Annotated in this window: 19 protein-coding genes and 2 pseudogenes; 2 read left to right on the forward strand and 19 right to left on the reverse strand. The window is 37.3% G+C overall.

Annotated elements, in window-relative coordinates:
- Window positions 1-97 precede the first annotated feature (97 nt).
- The 4 genes from LZ575_RS09260 to LZ575_RS09275 all read right to left on the reverse strand — a co-directional run bounded on the left by LZ575_RS09260 (window position 98) and on the right by LZ575_RS09275 (window position 4,328).
- Window positions 98-1,198, reverse strand: a complete 1,101-nt coding sequence (locus LZ575_RS09260; protein WP_235330392.1) for an SGNH/GDSL hydrolase family protein — start codon at window positions 1,196-1,198, stop codon at window positions 98-100.
- A gap of 83 nt (window positions 1,199-1,281) precedes the next feature.
- Window positions 1,282-1,533, reverse strand: coding sequence for a hypothetical protein (locus LZ575_RS09265; RefSeq protein ID WP_235330393.1), 252 nt, complete (start codon window positions 1,531-1,533; stop codon window positions 1,282-1,284).
- Window positions 1,526-2,725, reverse strand: a complete 1,200-nt coding sequence (locus LZ575_RS09270) for a sialate O-acetylesterase (protein ID WP_235330394.1) — start codon at window positions 2,723-2,725, stop codon at window positions 1,526-1,528. The genes LZ575_RS09265 and LZ575_RS09270 overlap by 8 nt, the downstream gene beginning before the upstream one ends.
- Before the next feature lie 445 nt (window positions 2,726-3,170).
- The gene (locus tag LZ575_RS09275; RefSeq protein ID WP_235330395.1) at window positions 3,171-4,328 is read right to left on the reverse strand and encodes an AGE family epimerase/isomerase; all 1,158 of its coding nucleotides are present in this window, start codon (window positions 4,326-4,328) and stop codon (window positions 3,171-3,173) included.
- A 104-nt stretch (window positions 4,329-4,432) separates the two neighbouring features.
- On the opposite strand from LZ575_RS09275, the gene LZ575_RS09280 reads away from it, so the two are divergent.
- Complete coding sequence (locus LZ575_RS09280; protein ID WP_235330396.1) at window positions 4,433-5,143, forward strand: FadR/GntR family transcriptional regulator; 711 nt, start codon at window positions 4,433-4,435, stop codon at window positions 5,141-5,143.
- Between the two features lie 119 nt (window positions 5,144-5,262).
- On the opposite strand, the gene LZ575_RS22465 is transcribed toward LZ575_RS09280, so the two are convergent.
- Window positions 5,263-5,397: a hypothetical protein gene (locus tag LZ575_RS22465; RefSeq protein WP_255702893.1), complete on the reverse strand. Its 135-nt coding sequence runs from the start codon at window positions 5,395-5,397 to the stop codon at window positions 5,263-5,265.
- 21 nt (window positions 5,398-5,418) lie between these two features.
- Here LZ575_RS22465 and LZ575_RS09285 point away from each other — a divergent pair, with 21 nt between their 5' ends.
- Window positions 5,419-6,321, forward strand: coding sequence for an AEC family transporter (locus LZ575_RS09285; RefSeq protein ID WP_235330397.1), 903 nt, complete (start codon window positions 5,419-5,421; stop codon window positions 6,319-6,321).
- Between the two features lie 86 nt (window positions 6,322-6,407).
- On the opposite strand, the gene LZ575_RS09290 is transcribed toward LZ575_RS09285, so the two are convergent.
- The 14 genes and pseudogenes from LZ575_RS09290 to LZ575_RS09360 form a co-directional block, all read right to left on the reverse strand.
- Complete coding sequence (locus tag LZ575_RS09290) at window positions 6,408-7,193, reverse strand: DUF1080 domain-containing protein (protein ID WP_235330398.1); 786 nt, start codon at window positions 7,191-7,193, stop codon at window positions 6,408-6,410.
- 343 nt (window positions 7,194-7,536) lie between these two features.
- Window positions 7,537-7,752: a sialidase family protein gene (locus tag LZ575_RS09295; RefSeq protein ID WP_235330399.1), complete on the reverse strand. Its 216-nt coding sequence runs from the start codon at window positions 7,750-7,752 to the stop codon at window positions 7,537-7,539.
- Between the two features lie 2 nt (window positions 7,753-7,754).
- Window positions 7,755-8,699, reverse strand: coding sequence for an exo-alpha-sialidase (locus LZ575_RS09300; protein ID WP_235330400.1), 945 nt, complete (start codon window positions 8,697-8,699; stop codon window positions 7,755-7,757).
- A 335-nt stretch (window positions 8,700-9,034) separates the two neighbouring features.
- Window positions 9,035-9,397 (reverse strand): RagB/SusD family nutrient uptake outer membrane protein, encoded by a 363-nt coding sequence (locus LZ575_RS09305; RefSeq protein ID WP_311196103.1) that lies wholly within the window; start codon window positions 9,395-9,397, stop codon window positions 9,035-9,037.
- Window positions 9,398-9,422: 25 nt separating this feature from the next.
- A complete protein-coding gene (locus LZ575_RS09310) occupies window positions 9,423-10,517 on the reverse strand; it encodes a RagB/SusD family nutrient uptake outer membrane protein (RefSeq protein WP_235330401.1) in 1,095 nt (364 codons plus the stop codon).
- Between the two features lie 20 nt (window positions 10,518-10,537).
- Complete coding sequence (locus LZ575_RS09315; RefSeq protein WP_311196044.1) at window positions 10,538-13,741, reverse strand: SusC/RagA family TonB-linked outer membrane protein; 3,204 nt, start codon at window positions 13,739-13,741, stop codon at window positions 10,538-10,540.
- Window positions 13,742-13,928: 187 nt separating this feature from the next.
- Window positions 13,929-14,828: pseudogene (locus LZ575_RS09320) on the reverse strand (dihydrodipicolinate synthase family protein).
- A 585-nt stretch (window positions 14,829-15,413) separates the two neighbouring features.
- Entirely contained in the window at window positions 15,414-16,712 is a 1,299-nt protein-coding gene (locus LZ575_RS09325) for an arylsulfatase (protein ID WP_235330402.1), read from the reverse strand.
- Between the two features lie 126 nt (window positions 16,713-16,838).
- Window positions 16,839-17,696, reverse strand: coding sequence for a beta-galactosidase small subunit (locus LZ575_RS09330; RefSeq protein WP_311196104.1), 858 nt, complete (start codon window positions 17,694-17,696; stop codon window positions 16,839-16,841).
- A 65-nt stretch (window positions 17,697-17,761) separates the two neighbouring features.
- Window positions 17,762-18,100 (reverse strand): DUF4981 domain-containing protein, encoded by a 339-nt coding sequence (locus tag LZ575_RS09335; protein ID WP_235330701.1) that lies wholly within the window; start codon window positions 18,098-18,100, stop codon window positions 17,762-17,764.
- Window positions 18,101-19,971 (reverse strand): annotated as a pseudogene (locus LZ575_RS09345) (glycoside hydrolase family 2 TIM barrel-domain containing protein); the annotation flags it as partial.
- Window positions 19,972-20,418: 447 nt separating this feature from the next.
- On the reverse strand, window positions 20,419-22,089 hold the full coding sequence (locus LZ575_RS09350; protein ID WP_235330403.1) for a sulfatase: 1,671 nt from the start codon (window positions 22,087-22,089) through the stop codon (window positions 20,419-20,421).
- Between the two features lie 1,245 nt (window positions 22,090-23,334).
- Complete coding sequence (locus LZ575_RS09355; RefSeq protein ID WP_235330404.1) at window positions 23,335-23,769, reverse strand: hypothetical protein; 435 nt, start codon at window positions 23,767-23,769, stop codon at window positions 23,335-23,337.
- A gap of 150 nt (window positions 23,770-23,919) precedes the next feature.
- Window positions 23,920-25,143, reverse strand: a complete 1,224-nt coding sequence (locus LZ575_RS09360) for a retropepsin-like aspartic protease (protein ID WP_235330405.1) — start codon at window positions 25,141-25,143, stop codon at window positions 23,920-23,922.
- Between the last annotated feature and the right edge of the window lie 58 nt (window positions 25,144-25,201).

Raw genomic sequence — 25,201 nt, forward strand, 5'->3', positions numbered from 1 at the left:
AAGAAAGCTGATGGACAGAGCGAGAACGATTCATCAGTAACCACGTATCAATTATCCTAAATTTTGGGACAGTTTTTTTCCGAAAGTAATCACTGCTTTATAAATCTGAAATTTCCATTAGCTTTTTATAATAGGCCTCAGAGTACTTTTCCATACCCGCATCATTAGGATGAACACCATCTATATAATCATCTACACCAAGGTTTAAATCTTTTTTCTTTAATAAATAAAGTCCTGGAACTCCCTCTTGAGTCAGGTGATCATAAACTTTTTGGTTTATTTCGTTTAGATCCATGTAAATTTTTCTTACTAGTAAGTTTACTTCCCCGTGCGCATATCCTGCATGATCGGTTATAATTATTGGCGTTTCTGGTTGAGATTTCCGGAGTAACCCGATGCTCTCAATAAGCCTCTTCTCTGCCTCCTCTGCATCTAATCCCTGCCCTGAGCTAAAATTAGCCAAACAATCCAATATAAAGGCCTTTGCTTTTAATCTGCCAATATACTGCACTACTTCCTTTTCCAACCTCCCATTTCCTGAAAAACCAAAATTTAAAACAGGAGTATGGATCATTCGCGATAGTCTTGCGGTCCAGGCTGTTCCAGGTCTTCCGGCACAAGCTCCCTGGGTTATGGAAGTTCCATAGGCAATTATTGGCAGTTCGTTCTCATCGGGTAAATCCACCTCTAATTGAGATCCTTTATTAATGCCAATTTTCATCCATTTTACAGTAGCATATAACGGGAGGTACAGCATATAATCCTTAATTAAAGATTCTCTGCTTCCGGTATTTATCTGGAACTTATAAGTAATTGTATCACTAAAATTAAACTGCCCCCTTACCCACTTCCATTCTTCGGCTTTCTCTTTCATATATAGATCTACCCCACTCACCCCTGTAGGTGGCATATGGGGAAAACCCTGGTCACCGCTTACTTCATAGGAAACCACTATCCTGGAAGCATTAGTTTTAAAGTTCAAATTTAAACCTGCAGGATTCTTTGACAGCTCCCATACCTTTTCACGCACAAGTTCTTGCATAGTATCAGGAAAACGTTGAAAAGGATTGGATACCTCCCCCCCAGGCTGCCCAAAAATTTTCATTTTACCCAGATCGTACCATACAAGAGAGTCAGTTTCCTGAGCTTTTGAATATCCGCTGGAAAGGATCAATATTAAAAGAATGAAATACCTCATTTAATTTATATTTTCTAATCTTAAATAAAATTTTTTAATCCAATTTTTAATTAAATCTCAATGTGGTCCAGCCCAAAAAGTTTTTATAGCTGATTAAAAGCACAAAACAGTTTATTCAATCTCCACTTTAAATGTAGATGCTTAAGTAAACCTTCAGAATTTATTAAATTTCCAATGGCGTAAGGTTGCCAGTTATAAAATAGGTATTCTGGTTTTTCTGAAGATGGAAATATAAGTTTCTTACCTGCTATTTCACCCTTAATTCCCGACTTTCCATCAAATGAAAACCCGCTTAACGTTTCACCATCTGAAGTTTCCAGGCCACCGCTAAGCATATTTAAATTCCACGACAATATTCCCACCCTTATATATGACTTTTTTAACAAGAGGACCGGAAGGTAAAACATCTCTACCGTATTCAGTTTTTAAGGCCCAGCGCGCCAATCTTTCCCCCACAACCTTTTTATTCCGTGGATGTACATCATTTTTATTTCCTATATCACTCGATACCGCCATTCCTACGTTTTTAATTTCATCGAGAAACCGCCGCTGGCCATCTCTAAACTCAGGCCAATAATGTGAGTCATATTTAGCCGTATCTATGGAAGATAACTGCACATAGTAAAAAGGGAGATTCTTATTATTCCATCTTTCACGGTAATCTTCCAGCATTAGTTTTTGTAATTCCCTATATTCTTTCACCCGTTCCATCTCCTGGGCATTACTTTCTCCCTGGTACCATAGAACACCTTTTACAGGCATTTTTAGAAGAGGTTCAATTGCTGAAGAAAAAGCAAATCCCGGCTTATAGGCGTGGTTATCAGTCGTTTTATCTTCTGCGGAATTATTCCCAATATTCTCCATTCCCCGTTCCCTTATCCAAATGGGAAGGAAATTATTTTCAAGCCATGTTTCACTTATTTTGGTAGAAAACTTTGGATTTTCTTTTAAAGTTTGGGTATCGATAAAAGTTTCCAATGGCGCTCCACCTATAGATAAATTAATAAGACCAATGGGAATATTTTCGGAATTGATAATTGCCTTTCCGAAATAATATCCTATTGCACTCATTTTTTTAATAGAAGAAGTGTCACTTACTTCCCACTTTCCGTCGTAAAAAAGTTCTCCATCTTCTAATTTTTCTACCTGCTCCTTATTGAAAGGGCTACCATAGATATTTTTACCCACATATTTGGGATTATAAAACCGAAGCTTACTATTTTTTGCATGTGGCAGTTCATTTTCATAATGCATCTCTGCCTCCATAGGCCATTCCATATTAGATTGGCCAATTAACAGCCATAGATCGCCAATAAGTATATTTTTTAAAGTAGTTTCATTTTCTCCTGACTGCACTCGAATAGTTTGAGGTGTGGTATTATATTTCTGTTCCCTCAGTTTTACTTCCCATGCTCCGTTATCATTGACCTTTGTTTTATACCTCCTTTTCGAGAAGTCAATAATAACTTCCTCACCAATAGTACTCAGTACCCCAAATTTTGATGGGTTTATTTTGTTGAAGCACAATATTATCAGTAAAAATTTCAGCTATGGTTAATTGTGAAAATACAGATTGAAATATTAAGCTCATCAGTAAAAAAACAGGGATCTTTTTATTCATACTTAGATTTTTGATTTCTTAAAAAATATTTCAGTCCCAGGAATCTTACTCAGAATTACTTCTTCTTAAATTCAAAGTCATACATTACAATTTAAACTTAAGATCTTCTATTCACGATGTCCTACTTCTTCAATTGACTTTAACTTCAGCAATATTTAATTCTTCTTATTCTCTATTTTTGTCAAAAAAGCCAAGTGTTATAAGCGAAACTCTTCACTCCTATAAGGGTGTCTAAGATCAAAATAAATATTATTCCTATAACACTTAGGACATTAAATACTTCTGCCACAAAGGTTCTGGAAACCCACTAAGAGAATTTCATTTTCTGCAAAAGCTAATCTGAAGTAATTATTACCTCTTAGCTTCTATTGCTTCAAAGCTTTTCCAACATTGAAACATAGCCCGGGGAACATGAAAACAGCCTTTCCACTTTCCACCTTTCAAATTAAGATTAACCTCTCCCCTTCGATTTAAATACCCTAACCACTCTCCATTTATGGGATCGGCAAAATGTTTCCAGGCATAGTCGTGAACCTTTTCATACCAGTCCCATACATCTTTTCTGCCCGTATATTGGTATGCTTTGGCTAATGCTACTAGTGTCTCAAGATGTACCCACCAGAGCTTCTGGTCCCATTCCAGCTGTTGAGGTGGATTCCCTTTTATGTCGAGAAAGTAAAATATTCCACCAAACTCCCAGTCCCAACTATTCTCGAGGATACTAAGAACTACACCCGTGGCTTCATCTATTAATTTTTTATCGTTTCTCCTGGTGGCAATGTCCACCATAAACCACATAGCCTCAATACCGTGACCGGGATTTATTAGACGTCCCTCAAAACTATTATTAAAACTGCCATCAGGATTTAAATTTTCAAGCACCAGGGCTTTATCCCGCTGAAGAAAAACATTCATCACCTCATCTATGCTTTTATCTATAGTAGACTCAACTTCTTCTGAAGTAAGAACCTCTTCAAGCTCAAGTACCAGATTAGAAAGAATCATAGGGAGAGAAAAGCTTTTTAATGGTCTTTCTCCAGTAGATTTTTCATATTTCCCTTTGGGATTATTACTTTTTTGCAGAATATTAAAATATGTTTTCCTGGCCAGCTCCCGGATCTCTCCATCTCCTGATGCCTTTGCGTATTGACCAAATGCCATGGCTGCAAAGCAATCTGAAAAAATATTGTATGGCTGAACAAGTGGCCTTCCCTCCCGGGTGGTAGAAAAATAGAAATTTCCATTACTGTCCATTGCCTTATTCTTCAAAAAATCAACTCCCGACTTAGCTATCTCCAGCCAGGACTGCTTCTGTTCCACCTTATTATAAAGAAAAGAGAACATCCACGCCTGCCTCCCCTGTAACCAAATAAACTTATCTGTATCGTAAACTTTTCCTTCACGATCAAGGCAGGTAAAATATCCTCCATGGTCCTTATCCAGGGAATGTCTTTCCCAAAAGGGAATAATATCTTTTAAAAGACTATTTTTGTACAGTTGTGAATTCATATACTTATGTATAACATAATACAAATATAATAATTTAGCTCTTTCTTTACATACCTGAAACGGATTAAATAGTGGAACAATAACAATTGAAAAATATTCAAAGAATGCATAAGATCAAACCTGTAGAAAATCTATCCCTCGTCGATAAGGTAGAAATCAATTTACTGGAATATTTTAAAAGCAATAAACTGCAACCAGGGGATGCAATTCCAAAAGAAATAGATTTCGCCAATTCCCTTGGGGTAAGCCGCACTGTAGTGAGGGAAGCATTACTTCGCCTGCGTACCCTGGGATTAATCGAATCTAAGAAACACCGGGGGATGGTGTTAACTGAACCCAATATTATTAACAGCTTTGAAAGAATCATGGATCCTACATTATTGGGAATGAATATCCTGAAAAATCTTTTTGAACTTCGGCTTATTCTCGAGATGGGAATGGCAGATTTTCTTTTTGCACGCAAAACTCAAAAAGATCTTGATGAGATGGAGGAGATTGTAGAGGCCGAGGAAAGAAGTGATGCAGACAAACATTCCTTTAGCCTGGACAGAGAAATAGCTTTTCACGGAAAGCTTTATCAAATGTCTAATAATAAGACTTTACAACGTTTCCAGCACCTCTTGTTACCTGCTTTTGAATATGTCTACCTTAAGAATAAAACAGAGGATTTGTCCTTTAAATATTCTACGGGAAAATTCACTACTCACAGAATGTTATTAGATAATATTAAAGTAGGTACTCCTGAAACCTTCAGAAATGCCATGCGCCAACATTTGGAGCCTCATTTCGTGGCTGTTTTAGAAAATGGGAAATAGTAATTTTCATTTGTACGAGTATCCGGTAAAATTTAACCTGCACTCACAAGCCTGCTAAACTTTATTGACCAGGAAATATTTCACTGGAAAAGGAAAATGAAGTTCGGCAGCAAAAGAACTTAAATTTCATTTTCATTAGAAGAGACGGTAAGTATTTTTTGTTCCAAAAGCTGGTTGATGTGAAGGTATTCCATCCAGGAAGAAAAAATATTACAAGGAACAACAGGCGTGGTCACCGTCTCCAATTCAAGCAACCTCAACTATTTTAGCTAATTATGCTTAACATAATCCTCATAAGTATTTGTTTACTCTCCGGCTTTTTAGTCCGAAAGTACAAAGCCTTACCCGAGGGGAGTTATAAAGCAGTAAATGCCTGGGTAATTAACATCGCATTACTAGCAGTGGCTTTGAAATACATTCCACACATCGAATGGGATTTTTCTCTTATGCTACCTCTCCTTATGCCTATAATGGTATGGACGGGAAGCTACCTACTCGTCACAATACTTGGAAAATTTATTTCAATAGGGCCGGGTACCAGGGCAGCCCTCATTCTTTCATCAGGACTTAGTAATACTTCATTTTTAGGTTTCCCTTTAAGCGAAGCATATTATGGCAAGGAGGGTCTGCAAATTGCAATTTTATGCGACCAGGCCACTTTTATAGTAATGGCAACCCTGGGGATCATCACTGCCAGCAAAGCTTCTAATGGTGGAAGCTTTGAAATTAGAACAATCCTTAAAAAAGTTTTTACCTTTCCTCCTTTTATTGCTTTTTGTCTTGCTTTCATCCTCCCACTCTTTATTTCTCTGGATCCCATAGAGCCCCTACTTGAGAATTTTGCTCTTACACTCGTTCCTCTTGCACTATTTTCAGTAGGAATGCAATTCCGGCTGCAATCACTTAAAGCAGATGCTAAACTTTTAAGTGTAGCTTTATCCTATAAACTATTGCTGGCCCCGCTCCTTATCTTCCTTATTTGTATCGCTCTGGGATTAAGTAGTCTGGTCGCCAGGATAAGTATTTTTGAAGCTGCCATGGCTCCTATGGTGACGGGGACAATAATTGCAACCGAATACAACCTGAACCCTAAATTAGCAAACATCATATTAAGTATTGGAATACCTGTTTCATTACTTACCACTTTTCTGTGGTCGCTCATTTTACAGCTACTGTAAACATAGTAAAATTGACCTATTGATCTTTACTTTTATGATAAGGGCTAAAAAACCTTTTTAGCTCCCTTTCGAATACAAAAAAATTATTAATCGAGTTGTTTTATCATTATCTCCCGGAATTCCACTCCCTGGCCTTCTGCCTGAAGACCAATATATCCCTGGTTTAAAACTTTTCCGTCAACTTTAAGTTTTGGATCATGTCTATTGACTACTCCTCCTCCTATTTGGGGACTGGTATATTGCAACACGGTTGTTCCATTCACCTTGTGGATCACCAGGGAATCTTTTACAATTATTTCTGCACTCACCCATTCGTTCCACAAATAGGTTTGAGAAGAAGAATTTATACAGTGCCGGGGATCTATTTTTCCCTCATACACCACATCTGTCCCCGGGGAGCACATATTACCCGTAGGCCTCGCATTTCCGTCGGCATCTGCCAACATTTGATATTCCACCGAAATTGGCCAGTCCTGCTCTTTTAAAATAGTGTTAGGGTCCTGGGAATGAAACATTACACCACTGTTCCTGTATGTATATCCGGGAGCATCTTTCATCCATTGATCTGTAAACCTGTATTCAAATTTTAAATGAAAAGAGGAAAAGGGTTGTTTGTAAAATAAATGTCCGTACCGCTCATTAAAATTATCATATCCATCATAATTGACCTGGATTATTCCGTCTTGGACTCTAAAGGTATCAGCATAATTATCACCTACTTCGTGGTGATGAATTTTTACTACCCAATCCTCCAGATCTTTTCCGTTGAAAAGCCTTTGCCAATTTGATTCATCCTGGTTTGTAACTTGCGACCCGCAGGAAATAAAGGTTAAACCCATAACTAACAGCAGGACATATTGTATTCTAATCATATTTAATGTAATTATAGATGAAAAAGTTGTATGAAATTTAATAATGTCTACGAATTTAATATTTCTCAGCTTATTGCCATTATTAAATTCGATTCATTCACCTTCTTATTCAATTAAACTTTCCATTGATTCTCTATCTAGAAGTGTAACAAGAAAAGGGATCGAAAATTCGACCCCTTTCCAATATTTTGCATTCAAACCAGAGATTCTAATTTTTAGCTGGCAAGTGTGTTTCGTATTTTGAACCAGCTTTGAAAACCTTCTAAGTTTTCATCCTCCTCGTTTAATATAGAATTTTTAACAGCGGCAGAGAATTTTCTCTATTTAATTTTCTCCAAAACAGTTATTCCTTTCGATCCTGTTGCTTTAATTCATCCTGCCCATCGGTTAGCCATTCAAGAGAAAAACTGGTGAATAAATTTCTGGAGTAATCATCGGCTTCAAAAAAAACGCCTATCTCTCCATTGGCTAAAATTGTAAGATCTGAATAAGCTGCTCCTCCCGGATAAATTGTCTTTCCCTCACTCCAGGTTTTACCTTCATCGTAACTTATACGCACTGTCAGGTTCTTTCTTGCATCGGCACTATTGGAATTCGAAAACAACAACTAAGGTCTTTTTCATAGCCATCTTCTTTGGCTGTATATCTAATTATGCTTGCATTATTTCCAGGATCGGTTAATTCAGAAGCCGGATTGGTTTCCCAGGTTTTTCCTTCATCTTCAGAAATATGAACATAACGATGCCCTTCCCCAGTATTTACGCGTGAGTTTATCATATACCTGCCATCACTTAACTCAATCACCTTAGACTCATCTGCAGGCTTTATTGGAGTATCAATGAAAAACCAGGTTTTACCGTGATCATCACTACCAAACAAATGAAGACCACTATCAAGATTTACCAAAGTGTGTAGAAGCCTGCTGGTACTTGTTTGAATTCCCCGACCAGATGTAATAAATTTAAAATCTTTGTGCCACTCTGGTTTAGAGATTTGCTGTGTAATATCCATAAGCTCGGTCCAGGTTTTACCATTATCAGCACTCTTGACAAACTGGAGGTAATACACATCTTTTTCACTGTCGAGATTCATAAAATTGTAGAATAAAAATATTTCTTTAGTTTCTTCATCTACTATCATCGAAGGATCTGAAGCTGACTCGCCTAAGGGAAAATCTACAACTGTTTCAATATCGCTCCAGGTTTTTCCTCCATCTGTACTTCTACGTTGTACAATATTAATATCTCTACTACCCCTTAAATCTGCACAAGAAGGCACCCGTTCATCAATAGCTGCTATAAGATCTCCATTTGGAGCAGTTATTAGGGACGGGATCCTGTAACAGGCAATTTCGTCATTTTGTTGCGCGTTGAATAAATCCTTAAAAACAAGATCTTTATTATTCTTTTCATTTCTCTCCTGGGCAATTTCAGGTTTTTCACTCTTCTTTTCATTGCAACTTATAAAAAGAGCACTGAACGTAATTAATAAAAAATAATTCTTCATTTTATATATTTTTAAAAGGTTTAGGGTGTTAATTTTCATTTTCCTGTTCAGAAATTTGTTTTAGGTTAAACTTCCGCAATGCGGTAAGGTGAAAAATTGCGTGTCAGGATTTTTGTAAAACAGGTTTTATAGGTAAAACTAAATTTTCTTCTTCCGTATAAAGTTATCAGTTATCATCCAAACCCGTTGATAAAATATTCAGGTTTCTGAAGCTCATAAAAATCAGCAGTGAGAAATTTTCAGAAGCCATTTTTTCAGCAAAAATAATCTAGAAACTTAGCTAAAAGGACCACATTCCTGTGATCCTTCAGCTAATTACAGAAAAACAAAATGTGTTATTCGTAACCTTCAGTTTGTTCTAATAATAGATTATTTGCTATCATATCCAGCGTAATAGGGAGTTCAAGTTTATAACTTGTGGATTGGTCCAGATTTTCAATTTCCTGAAAAACAAAATCATCCCCTGCACGTCGAAGATCCCACCAACGCTTTCCTTCTCCTATAAATTCCTTTAGCCTTTCCTCAAGAATAGCATTCATATTTTCAGTTTGTGAACCTGAAGCATAAGCATGTTGTGCCGGGTCATAATCCTCTCCATAGGCTCTTTGGCGGATTAGATTTATTTCTTCTGAAGGATCTTCGCCCAAATGATTTTTGGCCTCAGCCAGAAGTAATACTACATCTGCATACCTGTAAATTGGGACGTCATTGTTGCTAAGGCGGCTACCAAGCCTCGGTACTTCCCAGGAACTTGTTCAAAACAGAGGTTACATAATTGCCATCGGCGTCAAATAAGGTAATAAATGTGGCATTACCCCGATCATCAAGAGGGTCTTCTAATTCATTTAAAATTTCAGAAGTAGGGCCATAACGATTCCCACCGTTTGTTATAAAATCTGCCATTGAGTTGCCGTCTTTATCATACAGGGCATTTATCTCGGTAGACCTGCCCGTGAACTGTCCACTATAAAAGTTCCCAGCCTGATCCTGGGTATAATCAAATTTGAAGATAAACTCCTGATTGTTTTCATTTTCCTCACCCCAAAGCGCATCATAATCCTCTACAAGACTAAAGCCCATATCCTGCACTTCCTGAAGCGCAATTTTAGCCTCTGTGAAATCGGTAGTACCACCGCCCAAAAGATTTCCAGACCAAATATAAGTATCCCCTTTTAAAGTAAGGGTCGCAGCTTTAGACCAATAGGTTTTCTTTCCGTTCCAGAAACTGTTGTTTTCACCAAACGCAGTAAGAGAATTCTCAATATCAGATTTGATCAGGGACATGACCTCTTCTTTAGAAGCTCTTTTCCTGGCTAATTCACCTGGATTTACATTGAGCAAAGGCTCGGTGGTAATTGGAACGCCTCCCCATGTTTTTAACATGGTATAATACACGTAGGCCCGCATTCCATATACCTGGCCAATCATATGCTGCTTTTCTGTTTCCTCAATAAATCCTACGTTTTCAATATTGTAAAGAAAATCGTTAATTCTATGGATTAGGACATAAAAATTTGCCCAGTTTGCATAAGGCACATTAGTGGAACTGATATTTTGATTAATTAAGTCCAGACTGGATGGAGATTCCACAGTAGGACCTCCCCATATGTCAGATCTTACTTCTCCAAGGCCCCACAGGGTAAAGTGATATCCCCTGAAGCTGGCATACAAGCCCACGTGGGCTGCTCTTGCAGCTTCTTCTGTATCCCAAAAACCATTATAGGTAAGAATACTCTCAGGCTTAAGATCCAGTTCGTTATCACAGGAACCTGTAAATGCAACTATCAACAGCAAGAAAATAAATTTATATTTTTTCATAATCATAAAATTTTTCAGTTTTAAAAGGTAAAGTTTACGCCAAGGGTTAAGGTCCTTGGAAGCGGATATCTTCCATCATCAATCCCTCCATTTTCGGGCGAATTACTGGTATAATCATTGAAATAGGCCAAATTTCCACCAGTGGCATAGACCCTGATATTTTGGAAATATTCTCCCAGAGTTTCACCTGTAAGGTTATAACTTAATGTCACTTCCCTTAATGCGAGGTAATCGCCTTTTTCCCAGTACCGGGAACTACTATTGTATTGCCCCCCGTAAGGATGGCTAAGATGATTCCTTTGTGGATCGGTAAAGTCAAACCTTGGAACATTGCTATTGGAATTTTCCGGCGTCCAGGTTTCAAGAAGTTCCGTGGTCCAGTTTTGATTCCCCTGCACCTGGCTCATTCCTCTAACCCGGGTGTTGTTCAGGATAAGGTGTCCCATTGCAAAGTCAGTTTTGACGAACAGGTTGAAATTACGCCAGGTTAGATCTGATGTAAATCCTCCAAAGAAATCAGGAGTAATCCTTCCAAGAACTTCTCTATCGCGATAGTCAATTATATTGTCGCCATTTCGGTCTTTCCATCTGGAATCCCCTAGCTGCTGCAGGTTTGGGTTAGTTGCAAAAGCCACTGTTCTCCCCTGATATTCCTGGAGGTCTGCCTCAGTTTGATAAACTCCTTCCTGGACATAGGCCACTACGATATCTGTTCCCACTCTTTGTCCTTCCTGAAGCCCTCCCACATACTGAGTTTCTCCGGTTTGAGGATCATAAATTTCAAGTCCCCCCTGTCTATTATTCTCAACACCATTATCAGGAAGGGAATGAGCATAGTTCCTTTGAGTAAAATAAGTACCTCCCACACTCCAGTTCCAGTTCTCCGTGCTTATAATCCTTGCATCGAGTTCCAGTTCAAAACCTTTGTTTCTTAGAACTCCATTATTAATAAGAATAGATCCAAATCCTGTCCATAGAGGTAAAGTTAAATTTGATAATTTGTCCTCTACATCCCGCACATAATAATCGGCCAAAATGTTAACTCTATTTTTAAATAGTCCTATGTCCAGCCCAAAATTAGAAGTAGTTGCGCGTTCCCATTTAAGATCCAGGGTAGGCAATCCTGTATTAGCATACCCGGTTTTAGTATCGTATACTCCAGTTTCACCATAAACTCCAAAAACTCCAAAATTACTTAAGACGTCAATGTTTCCATTAACTCCATAACTTATTCTAGGTTTTAAACGACTTATGTAGTCAGAAATGCCGGATGTTTCATAAAAGCTCTCGTTATGGATATTCCATCCAAAGGAAATTCCGGGGAAAAAATCATATTTATTGTTTCCCAGCCTGGAAGTTCCATCTCTTCTAAAAGTCAGTCCAATTAAATATCTGTTGTCATAATCATAATTCACCTGTCCAAAAACCGAAGCTATAGTGTAAAAGTCATTAAAAGAATAAGGTACACCGTTAGCCTCGGCACCAGCGTTTAACGTAGGAATTAAATCTGTTGGGGAAAGACGCGTACCTGCAGATGAATTAAAAAAATCTTCCTTAAAATACTCACCTCCTAAAAGAGCGCTCAAATTGTGCTTTTCAGCAAAGGTATTATTATAGCTAACGATTGAAGTTAGCTGATTTCTAAGGGTGCGCGCGTGACTAACAGAGGCTGCTCTGGAAGTATTGAGATTCCCTCCATCTATATAAGCTCTATTAAAATTTTCGTTGGAGTTATTAACGGTGAAGTGAGAACCCCTCAACATAAAATTAAAGTTTTTTGCAAACTGCCAGTCGAACTGGACAGAAGAGGTAAGTCTTTGCTCCAAATTTTCTCTTACTAGTTTATCCTTGTAATAAAGAGGATTACCAAATGATAGATTTGTCCCTGGGTTTGGAATATCCGAAAGACTTCCGTCAGGATTATTATTATAAATTCTTGATGTGGGAGGCTGTCCTGCCGCACGTTGGAACACGAAATAATCATTGTCTAAATAAGTTCCTGAAATACTGGAGTGCGCATAGATTATGTTTGAAGAAACTTTAAAATTATCGGTAATATTATAGGAGGCGTTGAACGTACCGGAATATCTTTCAAAACCAGAACCTAAAACCAGCCCCTGGTCATCAAGATATCCAAGTCCTAAATAAAAAGTGCCGTCTTCGTTACCACCATCAAATGATAAACTATGATCCTTGGAAAAGCTATCCTGAAAGAACAGGTCACTCATTTCGTTCTCCTGAAAAATTAAAGTGGTAGCAGGATCGAGAGGATCAATCATTGTTTGCCAACCCTCACTATCGAGCAAATATCTGTTATCATCTGTCAACACCATGGTTGTAAAAGGAGAAGTGGTTGTATTATTACCAGTACCCATTGCCTGAGGTCCTGTTAGGAAATTATTAAAGGCACCTGCTCCCAATACCCTTTGTGTGTTTTGTATCCCTAACCTGTTGTAACGGATAAAATCTTCAGCTCCCAGATAATTTTTGGTTTCCCTTCTTTCGTTCACAGTGTAACGGTGCCGATAATTTATATTGGTTTTACCTGCCTGTCCACTCTTGGTAGTAATTAAAATCACTCCATTTGCTGCCCTGGCACCATAAATAGCTGTAGAGGCTGCATCTTTTAATACCTCCATGGATTCTATATCATCTGAATTCAGAGCATAAAATGATCCCGGCACTCCATCAATAAGAACCAGCGGACTTCCTCCACCGCCAAAATTTGTTCCTCCCCGAAGAGTAATAGAAGGTGTGCTTCCCGGCTGACCCGTATTTTGAGATACTTTTAATCCCGCTATAGTTCCCTGTAAAGCCGTAGCTGGATTGGATCTTGGCGCACTTTCAAGAACTTTGGTATCTAATTTTGATACTGATGTTGCCATATTGCTACGCAACTGCGTAGTATATCCAGTAACCACAACCTCATTAAGAGTAGAAATATCCTCCTGTAATATTACGTTGATCTCAGGATCTTCTCCAACCGCAATCGATTTAGTTTGAAAACCAATAAAGCTGAATACAAGTATATCCCCCTCACTTGCAGATATAGTGTAGGCACCATCAAAATCTGTTTGCACTCCCTGGGTTGTTCCCTGTAAAATTACGTTTACTCCCGGCAATGCAATCCCATCTTCACCTGTTACCACGCCCGACACTTCCATTTCCTGAGCATAAGAGGTAGCCCCAAAAAGTAAGAAAAGGAATGTGAAATAGCTTTTCAAACTTTTTTTGTTTAAGCAGCAAAAGCCACTCCCCGAAACTGCTGAATTTCGATCAGCCAGTTTTAATTGTTTGATAATTTGCTTCATAAAAATAATAATTGAATTAATGGTAAATTAGGTATGCAACTTCCTCTTTGTATTATGTATGACATAATTATTGATTAAAATTTTTTTATTCTTTTCTGGCTTATATTTTTGATAAATATGGGGTAAGACCTATGGAATTAAATCTTTCTTCAATTTGTTTCAATTGTTCAATTGTAAGACTTACGTGTGGGTAACGGGATGGTCCACAGTCCACTCCAAGGATCTTCATATAACTTTTTCCAGCACCGTTAAAACCACCAAACGAGGCAAGAGTTTCCACAAACTGGATTCCCAATCCCTGGAGCCTGTTGGCTTCTTCAATATCATTAGCTTCAAAAGCTTTCTTTATAGCAAGATATAGTGGAGCAAGATGATTATAGGTACTTCCCACCCAGCCTTTGGCACCTAAAGACAAGCTTGAAAGAAAAGCCTCATCTACACCAAAGAAGACATTTAGATCCTTAGCGTCTGCATTTACTTTTTGAAACTCTACTACATTATTCTCTGTAAATTTTATACCAGCAAAATTGTCTATTCTTTCCTTTGCTTTTGCCGAAAATTCCAACATTGAAAATTGAGCCCCTGTAAGAGCTTAGCAGATGGTAATAAAAAAAGGGAGACCTCCTGCATTCTCTGCAATAGCAGCACAATAATCTACCAGTTGATCCATCCTTCCAGGAACAAAATAAAAAGGAGCTATAGCAGCTATAGCATCGGCTTTGTCTATGGAATAACGGGCCATAGCCGTTGCTTCCCTTAAATTATTGTGACCAACGTGATTAATAAGGTACAGATCGTTAGATTTTTCCTTTGACCACTGTTCCAATAGTTGGTTTCGTTCTTCTGTACTTAAGGAAACAAAATCCCCGGTTGACCCATTTATAAATACGCCGTGTACTTCATTCTGTTTAAGAAAATTGGAATAAACTCCTATTATTCCCAAATCTAATTCTCCATCTGCTTTCATAGGAGCGTAGGTGGCTGCAAATAAATTATTCATCAATTTTGTATTATGTATTACATATTCAAAGAAAAAGAAAAAAATTAGAAAATCAACTATAGAAAAGGAAAATTTTTTTGTGCTATAAATAAATAGTCCGGAGAAATTGAATTACATCAGAAATTATTAGGATGATTCAATTTTAACGGACTAAATGCAAGTAGTATGGAGGTGATAATCAGAAATAACACTTAACAGTTATGAAAAACTTTGACCCTATTTGTTTTGCTGAAAACACATTTTTAACGCAATGATGGAAGGTATTGGGTTTTATGAACCACAGGGAAATATCTCTAGACCCCAATATAAAAACATTCACTTTCTTATGGTGGTGCGCTTGCAATTTCAGAAGGCTAATATCTAATTTAGAGCTATTTTTTTGCAGAATTGTGTAGCTATGGTAGTCAGGAAAATCATTAATTAAAAAGATGCAGATATTTGGACAACGAATTGTAAGGCTTTTGCCTCCTGTTTCAATTCATACAACTTTCAGTCCTGGCTAAAATCCATTTTTGCGGGAAATATGGAACATAACAAATCAATAGAGCTAAGAGATTTCTATATGTTATGGCAGCTTTATCTAACTCAAAAATTAAAGTTAGCATTTGGTACCCGAACCTTATCCAGAAGGAGTGTCATTTCTGCTGCTTTTTCAGGATATTTTTCAGCCAAATTATTGCTTTCTTTAGGATCTTCGCTAAGGTTGTATAGTTCAATTGGTGCATTCCTGTTTTCATTTACTCCTAACCGAACCGCCTTCCAGTTTCCCTGAAGAACTGCTTGTTTTCCTCCAGATTCGTGAAACTCCCAATACAAATATTTATGTTCCGGTTGTGTTCCCTTTTTCAACAGCGTGGGAAGAAAAGAGAGTCCATCGATATTTTCTTCCGTATAAGAAGTTTTTGTTATTTCCGCCAAGGTGGGGTAAATATCCCAAAATGCCGCCTGATGATACGAAACAGTCCCGGAAGCTATTTTCGAGGGCCATTTTATTATAAAAGGTTCTTTGATACCACTAGTATAGAGATCTCTTTTAATGCCTTTATATTTACCACTGCTTTTAAAAAATTCTACATCTTCCAGCCGTCTTCCTCCCTCTACGTGAGTTCCATTATCACTGGTGAAAATTACTATGGTATTTTCCTCCAGTCCTTTTTCTTCAAGAACATCCAAAACCCAGCTCACATAATCATCAACACTTTCCACAAGTGCAGCATAAGCTGCTTTTGGATGCTGCTGGGAACCATAATGCATACCTTCAGGATGAGCTCTTTCAGGTTTGTATATGCTTTCACCCTTAGAATTAAGATGCTTTTTGAGATAACGAGGTGGCACCAAAAGTTCAGCGTGAGGTACGGTAAAAGACAGATAAAGAAAGAAAGGCTGATCAACTGGCTGCTCTCTAATGAAATTTACTGCAGCTTCTGTAAAAAGATCATTGGCAAAAGAGCCTTTTTCGATATTTTCCTTTACAAGCTTTCCATTTCTAATTACATCCAGCGAATCGGGTTTTTGAAAATGAGCGTCTACGTGATGCAGGTGTCCCATAAATTGGTCCCAGCCACGAGTTTCAGGAGAGCCTGTGGTTCCTTTTAACCCTAATCCCCATTTCCCAAACATAGCATTAGTATATCCTATTTCCTTTAAAATTTCGGGGAGGATTTTTTTATTTGCAGAAAGAGGAAATTCCCCGTTCCCACGAACTTCCGTGGTCCCGGTATGTTGTCCTGTTAACAGAGCAGCACGGGAAGGTGCACAAACCGTACTTCCGGCATAGAAATTATCAAATTTCATTCCCTCACTTGCCAATTGGTCTATTACGGGAGTTTTAATGATCTCCTGTCCATATACTCCTATATCGCCAATTCCAAGATCATCAGCCATTATAAAAACAATATTGGGTTGTCTTTCAGGAGTGGGTGATTTTTTGCCTGCACAGCCTATTGATCCTGCAATAATACTATGAGAATTAACTTATAAAGCATCTTTTGTAATCTCATTTTTACTTTTTTATCGGAGAAATAAAGTAGGTATAGGAGTAATTTTTAAAGGGCAACCTAGGTATTCCTCTAAAGGCAAACTACCCCAGCTATTAATACCTGCCACTCCCATTTGTTTGAGATCTACATTAAGATGGTTAACTTTATCCTCCTCCAGTAGACGGGAATGCTCCTGCCCTTTCTCTGAAGCGGGATATAACTGCTCCTGGCTGTATGGTAAAACACTAACATTTAAAAGGTCATCTACGTAATTAATTCTAAATCCAACACTTTTGCCATTCGAAATCTGGGCCCACCGTACATCGGTTTTATTTCCAGATTCCTGTGGCCGGACGTATGGATGATATTGCTCTTTCACGCTACCTTCATAAATTCCAACCATTGCACTTGCCTTCCTGTCATCATAATTCTCCCAGGGACCTCTCCCATACCACCTAAAAGTATTTAAACTTTTAGGAAGGGTAAGGCTATTCCCAAACTTCAGTATCATAGAATGATTCGCCTCCACAACTTCAAAATTATTTTTCACCTGAAGTACACCATTATCATGGATTGTTATAGTTTGCACAAAACTGGCGTCTCCATCCAGAAGCTTATATTCTGAAACAATCTCATACCCCCCAGATGTGGTTTTGTAATGACTAAAGTTTTTTAGCTGCATCCCGGGATCTTTTAAATAATCAACTTTACGATTAAGTGCAGCTCCAAAGTCATTGTCAGTTAGTGGGCGGAACAAAGATAGCTCCGGACCCTGCTCTATAAGAACATTTCGTTTGTAGGTGTAATCATAGAACCTGCCCGTGTTCTTGTCAAACTTTATGGAAAAGTTGCGCTGGCTAATGTCAAGAAGATTATCGTTCTCTAAAATCTTATATTCTGCTTAGTCCCAAAATGATATTCTCCTGAAGAGGCGGAGTTAAGGCAAATTCTTCTTCAGCCAGCAATGTTCCTGCTAAGCATTAACCCTTCAGCTTCAATAAGTAGTGCCTGGACATGAATTCGATATTCGGCAGTAGAATCGGTAGGAATTTTGAAAGGAAGGGAAATTTGAGACGAATTTCGGGGAGGTAGATTCATTCCCCCCACTGAACCTGCAGCTGCAATTTCCCCATTCTTCAACAATTCTATTTTGTATTCGAAATTTGAAAGATCTCTGAAAAAATATTTATTAAAAAGCTGTAACTTTTCTTCATCCTGATCGAGTTTAAAACCAATTTCCTGGTGCACCTTCCTTACCTCAAAAGCGTGAGGATTCCAGGTCCTGTCTGCCATTATAACTCCATTAATAAGAAAATTATTATCACTGGGCGTACCTTCCGGACCCCAGTCACCACCGTATGATAAGATTTTTTTTCCGTCTACTTCCTTATAGATCCCCTGGTCTACCCAGTCCCAGATATAACCTCCCTGAAGCGAGGGATATTTTTCAATGACCTCCCAGTATTCCTTAAAATTTCCCAGGCTGTTACCCATTGCGTGGGCATACTCACTCATAATGTATGGTCTGTCGGGATTACTTTGAGCCCAGCGCTCCATATACTGCGGATGCGGATACTGTGGCACAATTATATCAGTATTCCATTCTGTAGTAGACCGCTCATACTGGACAGGCCTTGAGGGATCGAATCCTTTAAGCCATTCATAAGCTTTATAAAAATTCCACCCGTTACAACTTCATTTCCCATACTCCACGCCACCACCGAAGGATGATTTTTATCTCTTTCAACCATTCTGCTTATTCGTAACATATGAGCATACTCCCATTCCGGATCATTTCCCAAGGTTTTCTCCGGGTCATAATAGAGCCCGTGGGATTCTATATTAGCTTCATCGATAACATAAAACCCATATTCGTCGCAGAGCTCATACCAGCGGGGATCATTGGGATAATGGGAAAGGCGCACCGCATTAATATTTAGTTCCTGCATTATCCTGATATCGGTAAGCATTTGCTCCTCGGTTACTACGTGATGAGTTTCGGGATGAGATTCATGCCTGTTAACACCTTTAAACAAAACTGGTTTTCCATTTACCAAAAATTGGTTTCCCACCACCTCGTAAGTTCTAAAACCCACTTTTTGATTGATGCTTTCCAGTACTTCCCCGGAAGGAGAAAGAAGGCTGATCGCTAAATCGTATAGATAAGGTGTTTCTGCCGACCAGGCTTTTACATTTGGAAGATCTTCTGAAAATTTCAAGACTGTTTTTCCGTTTTTCCTCTTTAGACCTGTGGTTTTCTTATTTTCTGTATATAACAATGTACCTGCGGCATCCCTTAGTGTTACACGCACCTCATTCTCCCCCTGATCCTCCATGGTCCTGTTCCACAAGTCTATTTCAAAAGAAAGCGCTCCATCTCTGAAGTTATTTTTAAGAGGACTTTTCACGAAGAGGTCGTAAAAATGCACTTTAGGCCTTGCATATAAATAAACATTTCGCTGAATTCCACTAATTCGCCAAAAATCCTGGGCTTCCAAGTAGCTTCCGTCGCTCCAGCGTCTTACTTCAAGCACCAGCAAGTTTTCGCCCTCTACAAGAAAATTAGTGAGTTCAAATTCTGATTCCAGTTTACTATCTTCACCCAAACCTATATATTTTCCATTCAAATAAAGTTTAAAGGCAGATTTTACAGCACCCAAATGAAGAAACACCTGCTTATCTCCCCAATTTTCGGGCAACATAAAGCTACGCCTGTAAATTCCCGTGGGTTGATCCGGATGCTCTATAAAAGGAGGATTTGGCGTATCTAAAACAAATTCAAATGGATGGTTCACATATATAGGTACTCCGTAACCATTGAATTCCCAGTTAGCAGGAACCTCAAAATCGTCCCAGCCCGAATCATCAAAATTTACGGCTTCGAAAGATTGAGGTAGCTTGTTATAATGATTTGTCCAAAAAAATTTCCAGGTACCGTTAAGGTCGAAAAAGCGATTAGAATTACCTTTTTTATTCTTCCTGGCCAGTTCCGCACTTTCATAAGGAAAATAAGAGGCCCTCATAGGCAGGCGATTTTCTTCCTGCATTTTAGGATTTTCAAAAACTGGATGAGGTTCCCGCTGTTGAGCAATTCCGGAGCAAGTGAGTAGAAGAAAAAGAAATTTGAAAAAATGGAGGGGAAATAAAAGTATAATTTTTTTCATACTAAATTTTACGATTCGAAAAATTAAAATAAAAATTAGAAGGACTTTGAAATTAAAAAGTAAATATATTTAATATAAACAAAGAGAAACCAGCTATTTTAAATTTTTTTTCAAATCTTGCTCCTCATACAAAAGATTATGATGTGCGAATAAGGTTATAAGAGCTCGTGTAATCCTCTATTTATTTGATTTTAAAAATGAAGTATTTCAAATACATCTTCGAATTTTGAATTAATTTATATCGTCCCTGGTAACCAGAAAATTACAATTTAATATAAGCAAATAGCAGTGCTTTGTTTGAGTAATCGGGGTCACAGCGGGCAAAACTAATACTCTATACAGTTAATGGAAAGGCAGGAGTTATCTATATAACCTATGTTCTATTTACGAAAGAAAATAGTTTCTGGTTGAGAATGGGATCCTGTGTACTTCCCCAGGAATTTTATATTAATTCCTCTGTCGCTCTTCATAAAGTTGAATATAATAATTATCAAGTTCTTCTGAGTCTTTGTATTTTTTCCTGATCTCTTTAAGCTTTTTCGTCATTTCTTCCCGCACTTCTGCGTATTGGGGATCGTAGTATACGTTGTGTAGCTCCTGGGGATCTTTCTTTTGATCATATAGCTCCCATTCATTAATATCGTAGTAAAAATGAATAAGTTTATAATCCTTTGTTGCTATTCCATAATGCCGTTTTACCGCATGTTCTCCGGGATATTCATAGTAATGGTAGTATACAGCATCCCTATCCCACCTCTCTTTCTTACCTTTTAGAAGAGGAACCATACTTTTTCCCTGCATATCTTCAGGAGCATGTATTCCCGCTATTTCAAGGAAGGTTTGAGCAAAATCCAAATTCTGCACCATTTCTTCTTCGGTGGTTCCCTCAGTAATTACATTGGGCCATTTGATTAACAGTGGAGTCTTAAAAGATTCATTGTACATAAAACGTTTATCAAACCAACCGTGCTCTCCTAAATAAAATCCCTGGTCGGAGGTATAAACTACTACTGTATTTTCCTCCAGATCATGTTCTTCTAAATAATCCAGCAGTCGACCTACATTTTCGTCAACCCCGGCTATCGTACCTAAATAATCCTGCATGTATCGTTGATATTTCCATACCATTAAAGTAGAATCATTCATCCCGGGAAATTTTTCTTCAAACTCTTTTATAATAGGATCATAAACTGAATCCCAGGACCTGCGTTGTTCCTTATCCATCCTGTCAAGGGGGCCAGTGTTATAGAACATGTCCTCTAAACCAAATTTCTCTATAACTTCACGGGAAAGTTTATTGTCATACCCCAAAGTCATGTGCTTATAAATATTCATCTCAGCCGTTTTTGCAGCAGTACTGTAAGGATTGAGATTCCCCTGCTTATTAAGTTCATCGCCAGAGGAAGGGCTAGTGATGGAAATACGTTTATAATCATCAAAAAGGGTGGCGGGTACCGGAAATTCTTTTTGGGTGAACTCTTTATAATGTTTTTCCGCAGGTAGCCAGGATCTATGTGGAGCCTTATGAAGATACATAAGTAGAAAAGGTTTATTAACGTCCCGGCGGTTATCAAGCCAGTCTATTGTAAGATCGGTGATAATATCTGTAACATACCCCTTTATTATAGTATCTCCCTTTTCTGTAATAAATTTAGGGTTATAATAATCCCCCTGCCCGGGTAAGATCTTAAATTCATCAAAACCTTTAGGATTGTTCCCAAAGTGTAATTTTCCAAACATTGCAGTTTGATAACCCGCCTCCTGGAAGAGCTGCGGGAACGTAACATTGGTAGTATCAAATTTGCTAATGTTATCAATTTTCCCGTTGAGGTGAGTGTGTTTTCCCGTCAAAATAGTGGCTCGTGAAGGGGCACAAATTGAGTTCGTGACAGAGGCATTGGTAAATAACATTCCGCCTTCTGCAATACGGTCAATGTTTGGTGTCCTGGTGAGTTTATCACTGTAGGCACTAATCGCCTGATAAGCATGATCATCAGACATTATGAAAACTATATTCGGCTTTTTAGAGAAGGCAACCTCCTTCTTCTCTGCTCTGCCGCAGGCAGTTACAATTGTAATTAATAAAAATAGGATGAAGAAAATTTGGAACCTTGACATAGTTTTAATTTAAGGGGAAGAATTTTAAAAAATCGATATACTCACAAACTTAATTTAGATACGATCATATTAATATTACTTAAAATTTGCTTTTTATCTCCCTGTTATCCAATACTGAAGTCCTCCCGTTTACTCAGTGGACAACACATTTTAAAGTAAGCCAGCTTTCTCTTCACAATCCTTCCGCAGGAAAAATATTTTGAACAAAACCCTCTACGCATTCATCCACAGAAACTTGTTTGCTGCCTCATTCCTCACATCTTCTGAAACTGATTTAACACCACCACTTCATCTTTTCTATAACAGCATTATTAACTTTTCTGTCTTAAGACTGCTCTAACTCCCGATACTTGTATCAGGAAATTTTTGGTGAATCCCTAAAATTTTCAGAAGCAAATTTTATTAGAGTGAAATAACTAAAAACTTTTGTTTTATAAACTATGCCTGGCAGTTTTTTTCCTTTTAAAAGAAAAACTGGTATTTAAAAAAAGAAAATAGTTATACTTTTCTAATTTTATAAGCATTGAGAACTGCTTCAACACAAATTTACACGAACAGTTATAAGAACAGTGGCGGCGGAGTATTTATGATAAAATACTGATTTAGCACAAGTTAGTATTGTTTTTATTATTGTTACCCATCGTTATTTTAGCGTATAACTTAAGTGCAACAGAAAACTTCTTGTTATCAAATCATATTTATCGCACTTGTATAATTCGGTTATAGTTGTATGGTAGTTATATCCAATTTTCGCAGATAATTTTTCAGTAAATTCATACTTTCTTGAGGACCTATGATAGCTTTTAAAAATTATTTATTACTATTTCCTCTTGCATTATTTTGAATTTCAAATTATTTTTAATTCCTCCTTAAGTATCGGTTTGAGTTATCTGTCAGCAAGGAATATTTATTTGAGAGGAGAGCGACTAAAAATCTTTGTTCTATTACTTCCAGGTTAGGTACAGAAGTAATATTACAAATATGAATTAAAAGTCGCCTTTTAAGTCCTTATTAAAATAAAGAATTCCAGAAGATACACCCACTCAATTTCCAAAGAATTAATTGGTCTGGAGTCCAAAGGTGTAATTTATGTCGCGAACAGAATGTTTCGATTTAGCACTAATTTAGTATTTTTATATGTTGTTACCCTCAGGCATTATTTTCTCAAAAATTATATCATAGACCTCATTTCCTGCACATATGATGGGTATTAAGACTAAAAATCCACATCCACCAAATTCATAGTCAGCTGTCAGATTCCCGTTTGGCAATAGTGCGATCCTCGAATTGCTCGTTTAAATAGAAGGCAGGAACTTCAAATCGTCCCTTAATGATGAAATAATTTTTCCTCATTTTTCCTTTAACTATTTTTGTTTCTATAAGTAGATCCTTGGAAAACAAATCGGCTTTAAGTGTTTTTTCATCCAGCATTTTAATTTGAACCAAATGAGTAGAATCAAGCCTATTTTCATTATCAAAATCTGTTTTGAATTTCAAAATATTATCTAACGAATAGCTGTATTTATTTGCTCCATTTCTAAATAGACTATAGGTTCCATTGAACTTTTCAGCATCCTTAAAATTTTGAATTTCCTGCACTTCCTTGTCTGTAATTTTTTTTAAACCGGAACAACTTGTCAGGAAAATAAAGAGAATAAATAGGACAAATAATTTTCTCATATTTTTGTTTTTTAGCTGTTCGTTAAGGCACAATATAAATTAGCGGAATTTCATTAACTGCTAAACCACATATAACAGTAAAAACCTCTTAAAGTGATTTTTTACAATTCAATGTATCAAGGATTACCACAGTTGTGAGCTGATACTTTTTTAATGAAAAATAGGTTCCTTTATTAGTTCCTGATTAAATATTTTCCCTCGATGTTTAATCCTTAGTTCAAGAGTATCGCTACTTCTATACCTTAAAGAATTTTGAATGGAACAGAAATTATCCCGTTTTAGGCTAACACCGTTAATTGCTAAAACTTCTGAACCCACTACCAAATTATGCTTGTCCGCTGCAGATCCTTCTATTACTGCTACAATAACTGCTTTATCTGTAAAATTCATTGCAAAACCAACTGTTTCCCATATAAAAGATGGAGCTTTTGAATATGGCTCCAATATTAGACTCTTGTCTTTCCAGCTAATGGTGGTTTTGTACTTATTTAGGATCTCTAAACCTAAGAGATTGATATTTTGAGAATTAGCGTAGGCCGGAACTTGATTTATTTGATATTCGGATCTGCCCAGTATTAATGTATCTAAAAGATAGTATTTCGAGACTTCTGAAGACTTATCTGTATCTCCCAATCCTTCTGAGGATTTGCCTTTTATTGTTTTGTAATCCGGAATTACAGAACTTTCTCTTATGTAAGATTCCTTTAAAGATAAAGATGTATTACTTCCTAAATCCAGTAAAACATCAATAGGTTTATCCTGGTTAGAAATCTTTACAGGAACTTTTAAGTGGTGGCTAATTCTATTTTCGGAAAGTGGTAATTCTATTTTAGAATCGCTGAAATTTAGATTGTTCATTTTAGTGGAAACAACAATTATCTTCTTTTCGAAATCTATTTGCCAAACCAACTGGCGCATAATCCCGATTCCTATTACTCCATAAACATAGTCCATACATGAAAAATTAAACTCAGTTTTCTTTAAACCAATATTCTTAAACTCCAAATCTCCTATTTTTATACGGTCAAGTTGATTGACTGAGGCAAAGAAATAACGACTATTTGAACCAAAACTCAGGCTTGCACCTCGCTCCTTCAAATTAAATTGCGAAGCATGTTTACTGAATATCAGGTTTGAGGCACCACTGTCCAAGATGAAAGGATAAGATTTGTCGTTTTCGTTGATTTTAATCTTTATCAATATATGACCAGACGGCGAATAATCGAAAGGAATGGTGTCAGTCACTAACGCTCCTGCAAGTTCAGCTGATTCTAGAATTTTCTTATTGGAAATAAAATTATATATTGATACACAGAAAAGAATAAGAATTATAACAAACACCAGGATTACAACTCGTTTTGTTTTTCTCTTCATTTACCTTTTGAACATTTTATTATTTTTTGTAATAACTCACAACGCTTCGTATAAAAAC

Source organism: Antarcticibacterium sp. 1MA-6-2 (genome assembly GCF_021535135.1).
In the GTDB taxonomy this organism is placed as follows: domain Bacteria; phylum Bacteroidota; class Bacteroidia; order Flavobacteriales; family Flavobacteriaceae; genus Gillisia.

Coding starts and splice junctions, on each gene's coding strand:
- LZ575_RS09310 (WP_235330401.1), bottom strand. CDS start 10,517: ATGAAAAAATATAAATTTATTTTCTTGCTGTTGATAGTTGCATTTACA.
- LZ575_RS09260 (WP_235330392.1), bottom strand. CDS start 1,198: ATGAGGTATTTCATTCTTTTAATATTGATCCTTTCCAGCGGATATTCA.
- LZ575_RS09325 (WP_235330402.1), bottom strand. CDS start 16,712: ATGGCTGATGATCTTGGAATTGGCGATATAGGAGTATATGGACAGGAG.
- LZ575_RS09360 (WP_235330405.1), bottom strand. CDS start 25,143: ATGAAGAGAAAAACAAAACGAGTTGTAATCCTGGTGTTTGTTATAATT.
- LZ575_RS09355 (WP_235330404.1), bottom strand. CDS start 23,769: ATGAGAAAATTATTTGTCCTATTTATTCTCTTTATTTTCCTGACAAGT.
- LZ575_RS09290 (WP_235330398.1), bottom strand. CDS start 7,193: ATGATTAGAATACAATATGTCCTGCTGTTAGTTATGGGTTTAACCTTT.
- LZ575_RS09335 (WP_235330701.1), bottom strand. CDS start 18,100: ATGGCAGACAGGACCTGGAATCCTCACGCTTTTGAGGTAAGGAAGGTG.
- LZ575_RS09275 (WP_235330395.1), bottom strand. CDS start 4,328: ATGAATTCACAACTGTACAAAAATAGTCTTTTAAAAGATATTATTCCC.
- LZ575_RS09285 (WP_235330397.1), top strand. CDS start 5,419: ATGCTTAACATAATCCTCATAAGTATTTGTTTACTCTCCGGCTTTTTA.
- LZ575_RS09280 (WP_235330396.1), top strand. CDS start 4,433: ATGCATAAGATCAAACCTGTAGAAAATCTATCCCTCGTCGATAAGGTA.
- LZ575_RS09300 (WP_235330400.1), bottom strand. CDS start 8,699: ATGAAGAATTATTTTTTATTAATTACGTTCAGTGCTCTTTTTATAAGT.
- LZ575_RS09265 (WP_235330393.1), bottom strand. CDS start 1,533: ATGCTTAGCGGTGGCCTGGAAACTTCAGATGGTGAAACGTTAAGCGGG.
- LZ575_RS09350 (WP_235330403.1), bottom strand. CDS start 22,089: ATGTCAAGGTTCCAAATTTTCTTCATCCTATTTTTATTAATTACAATT.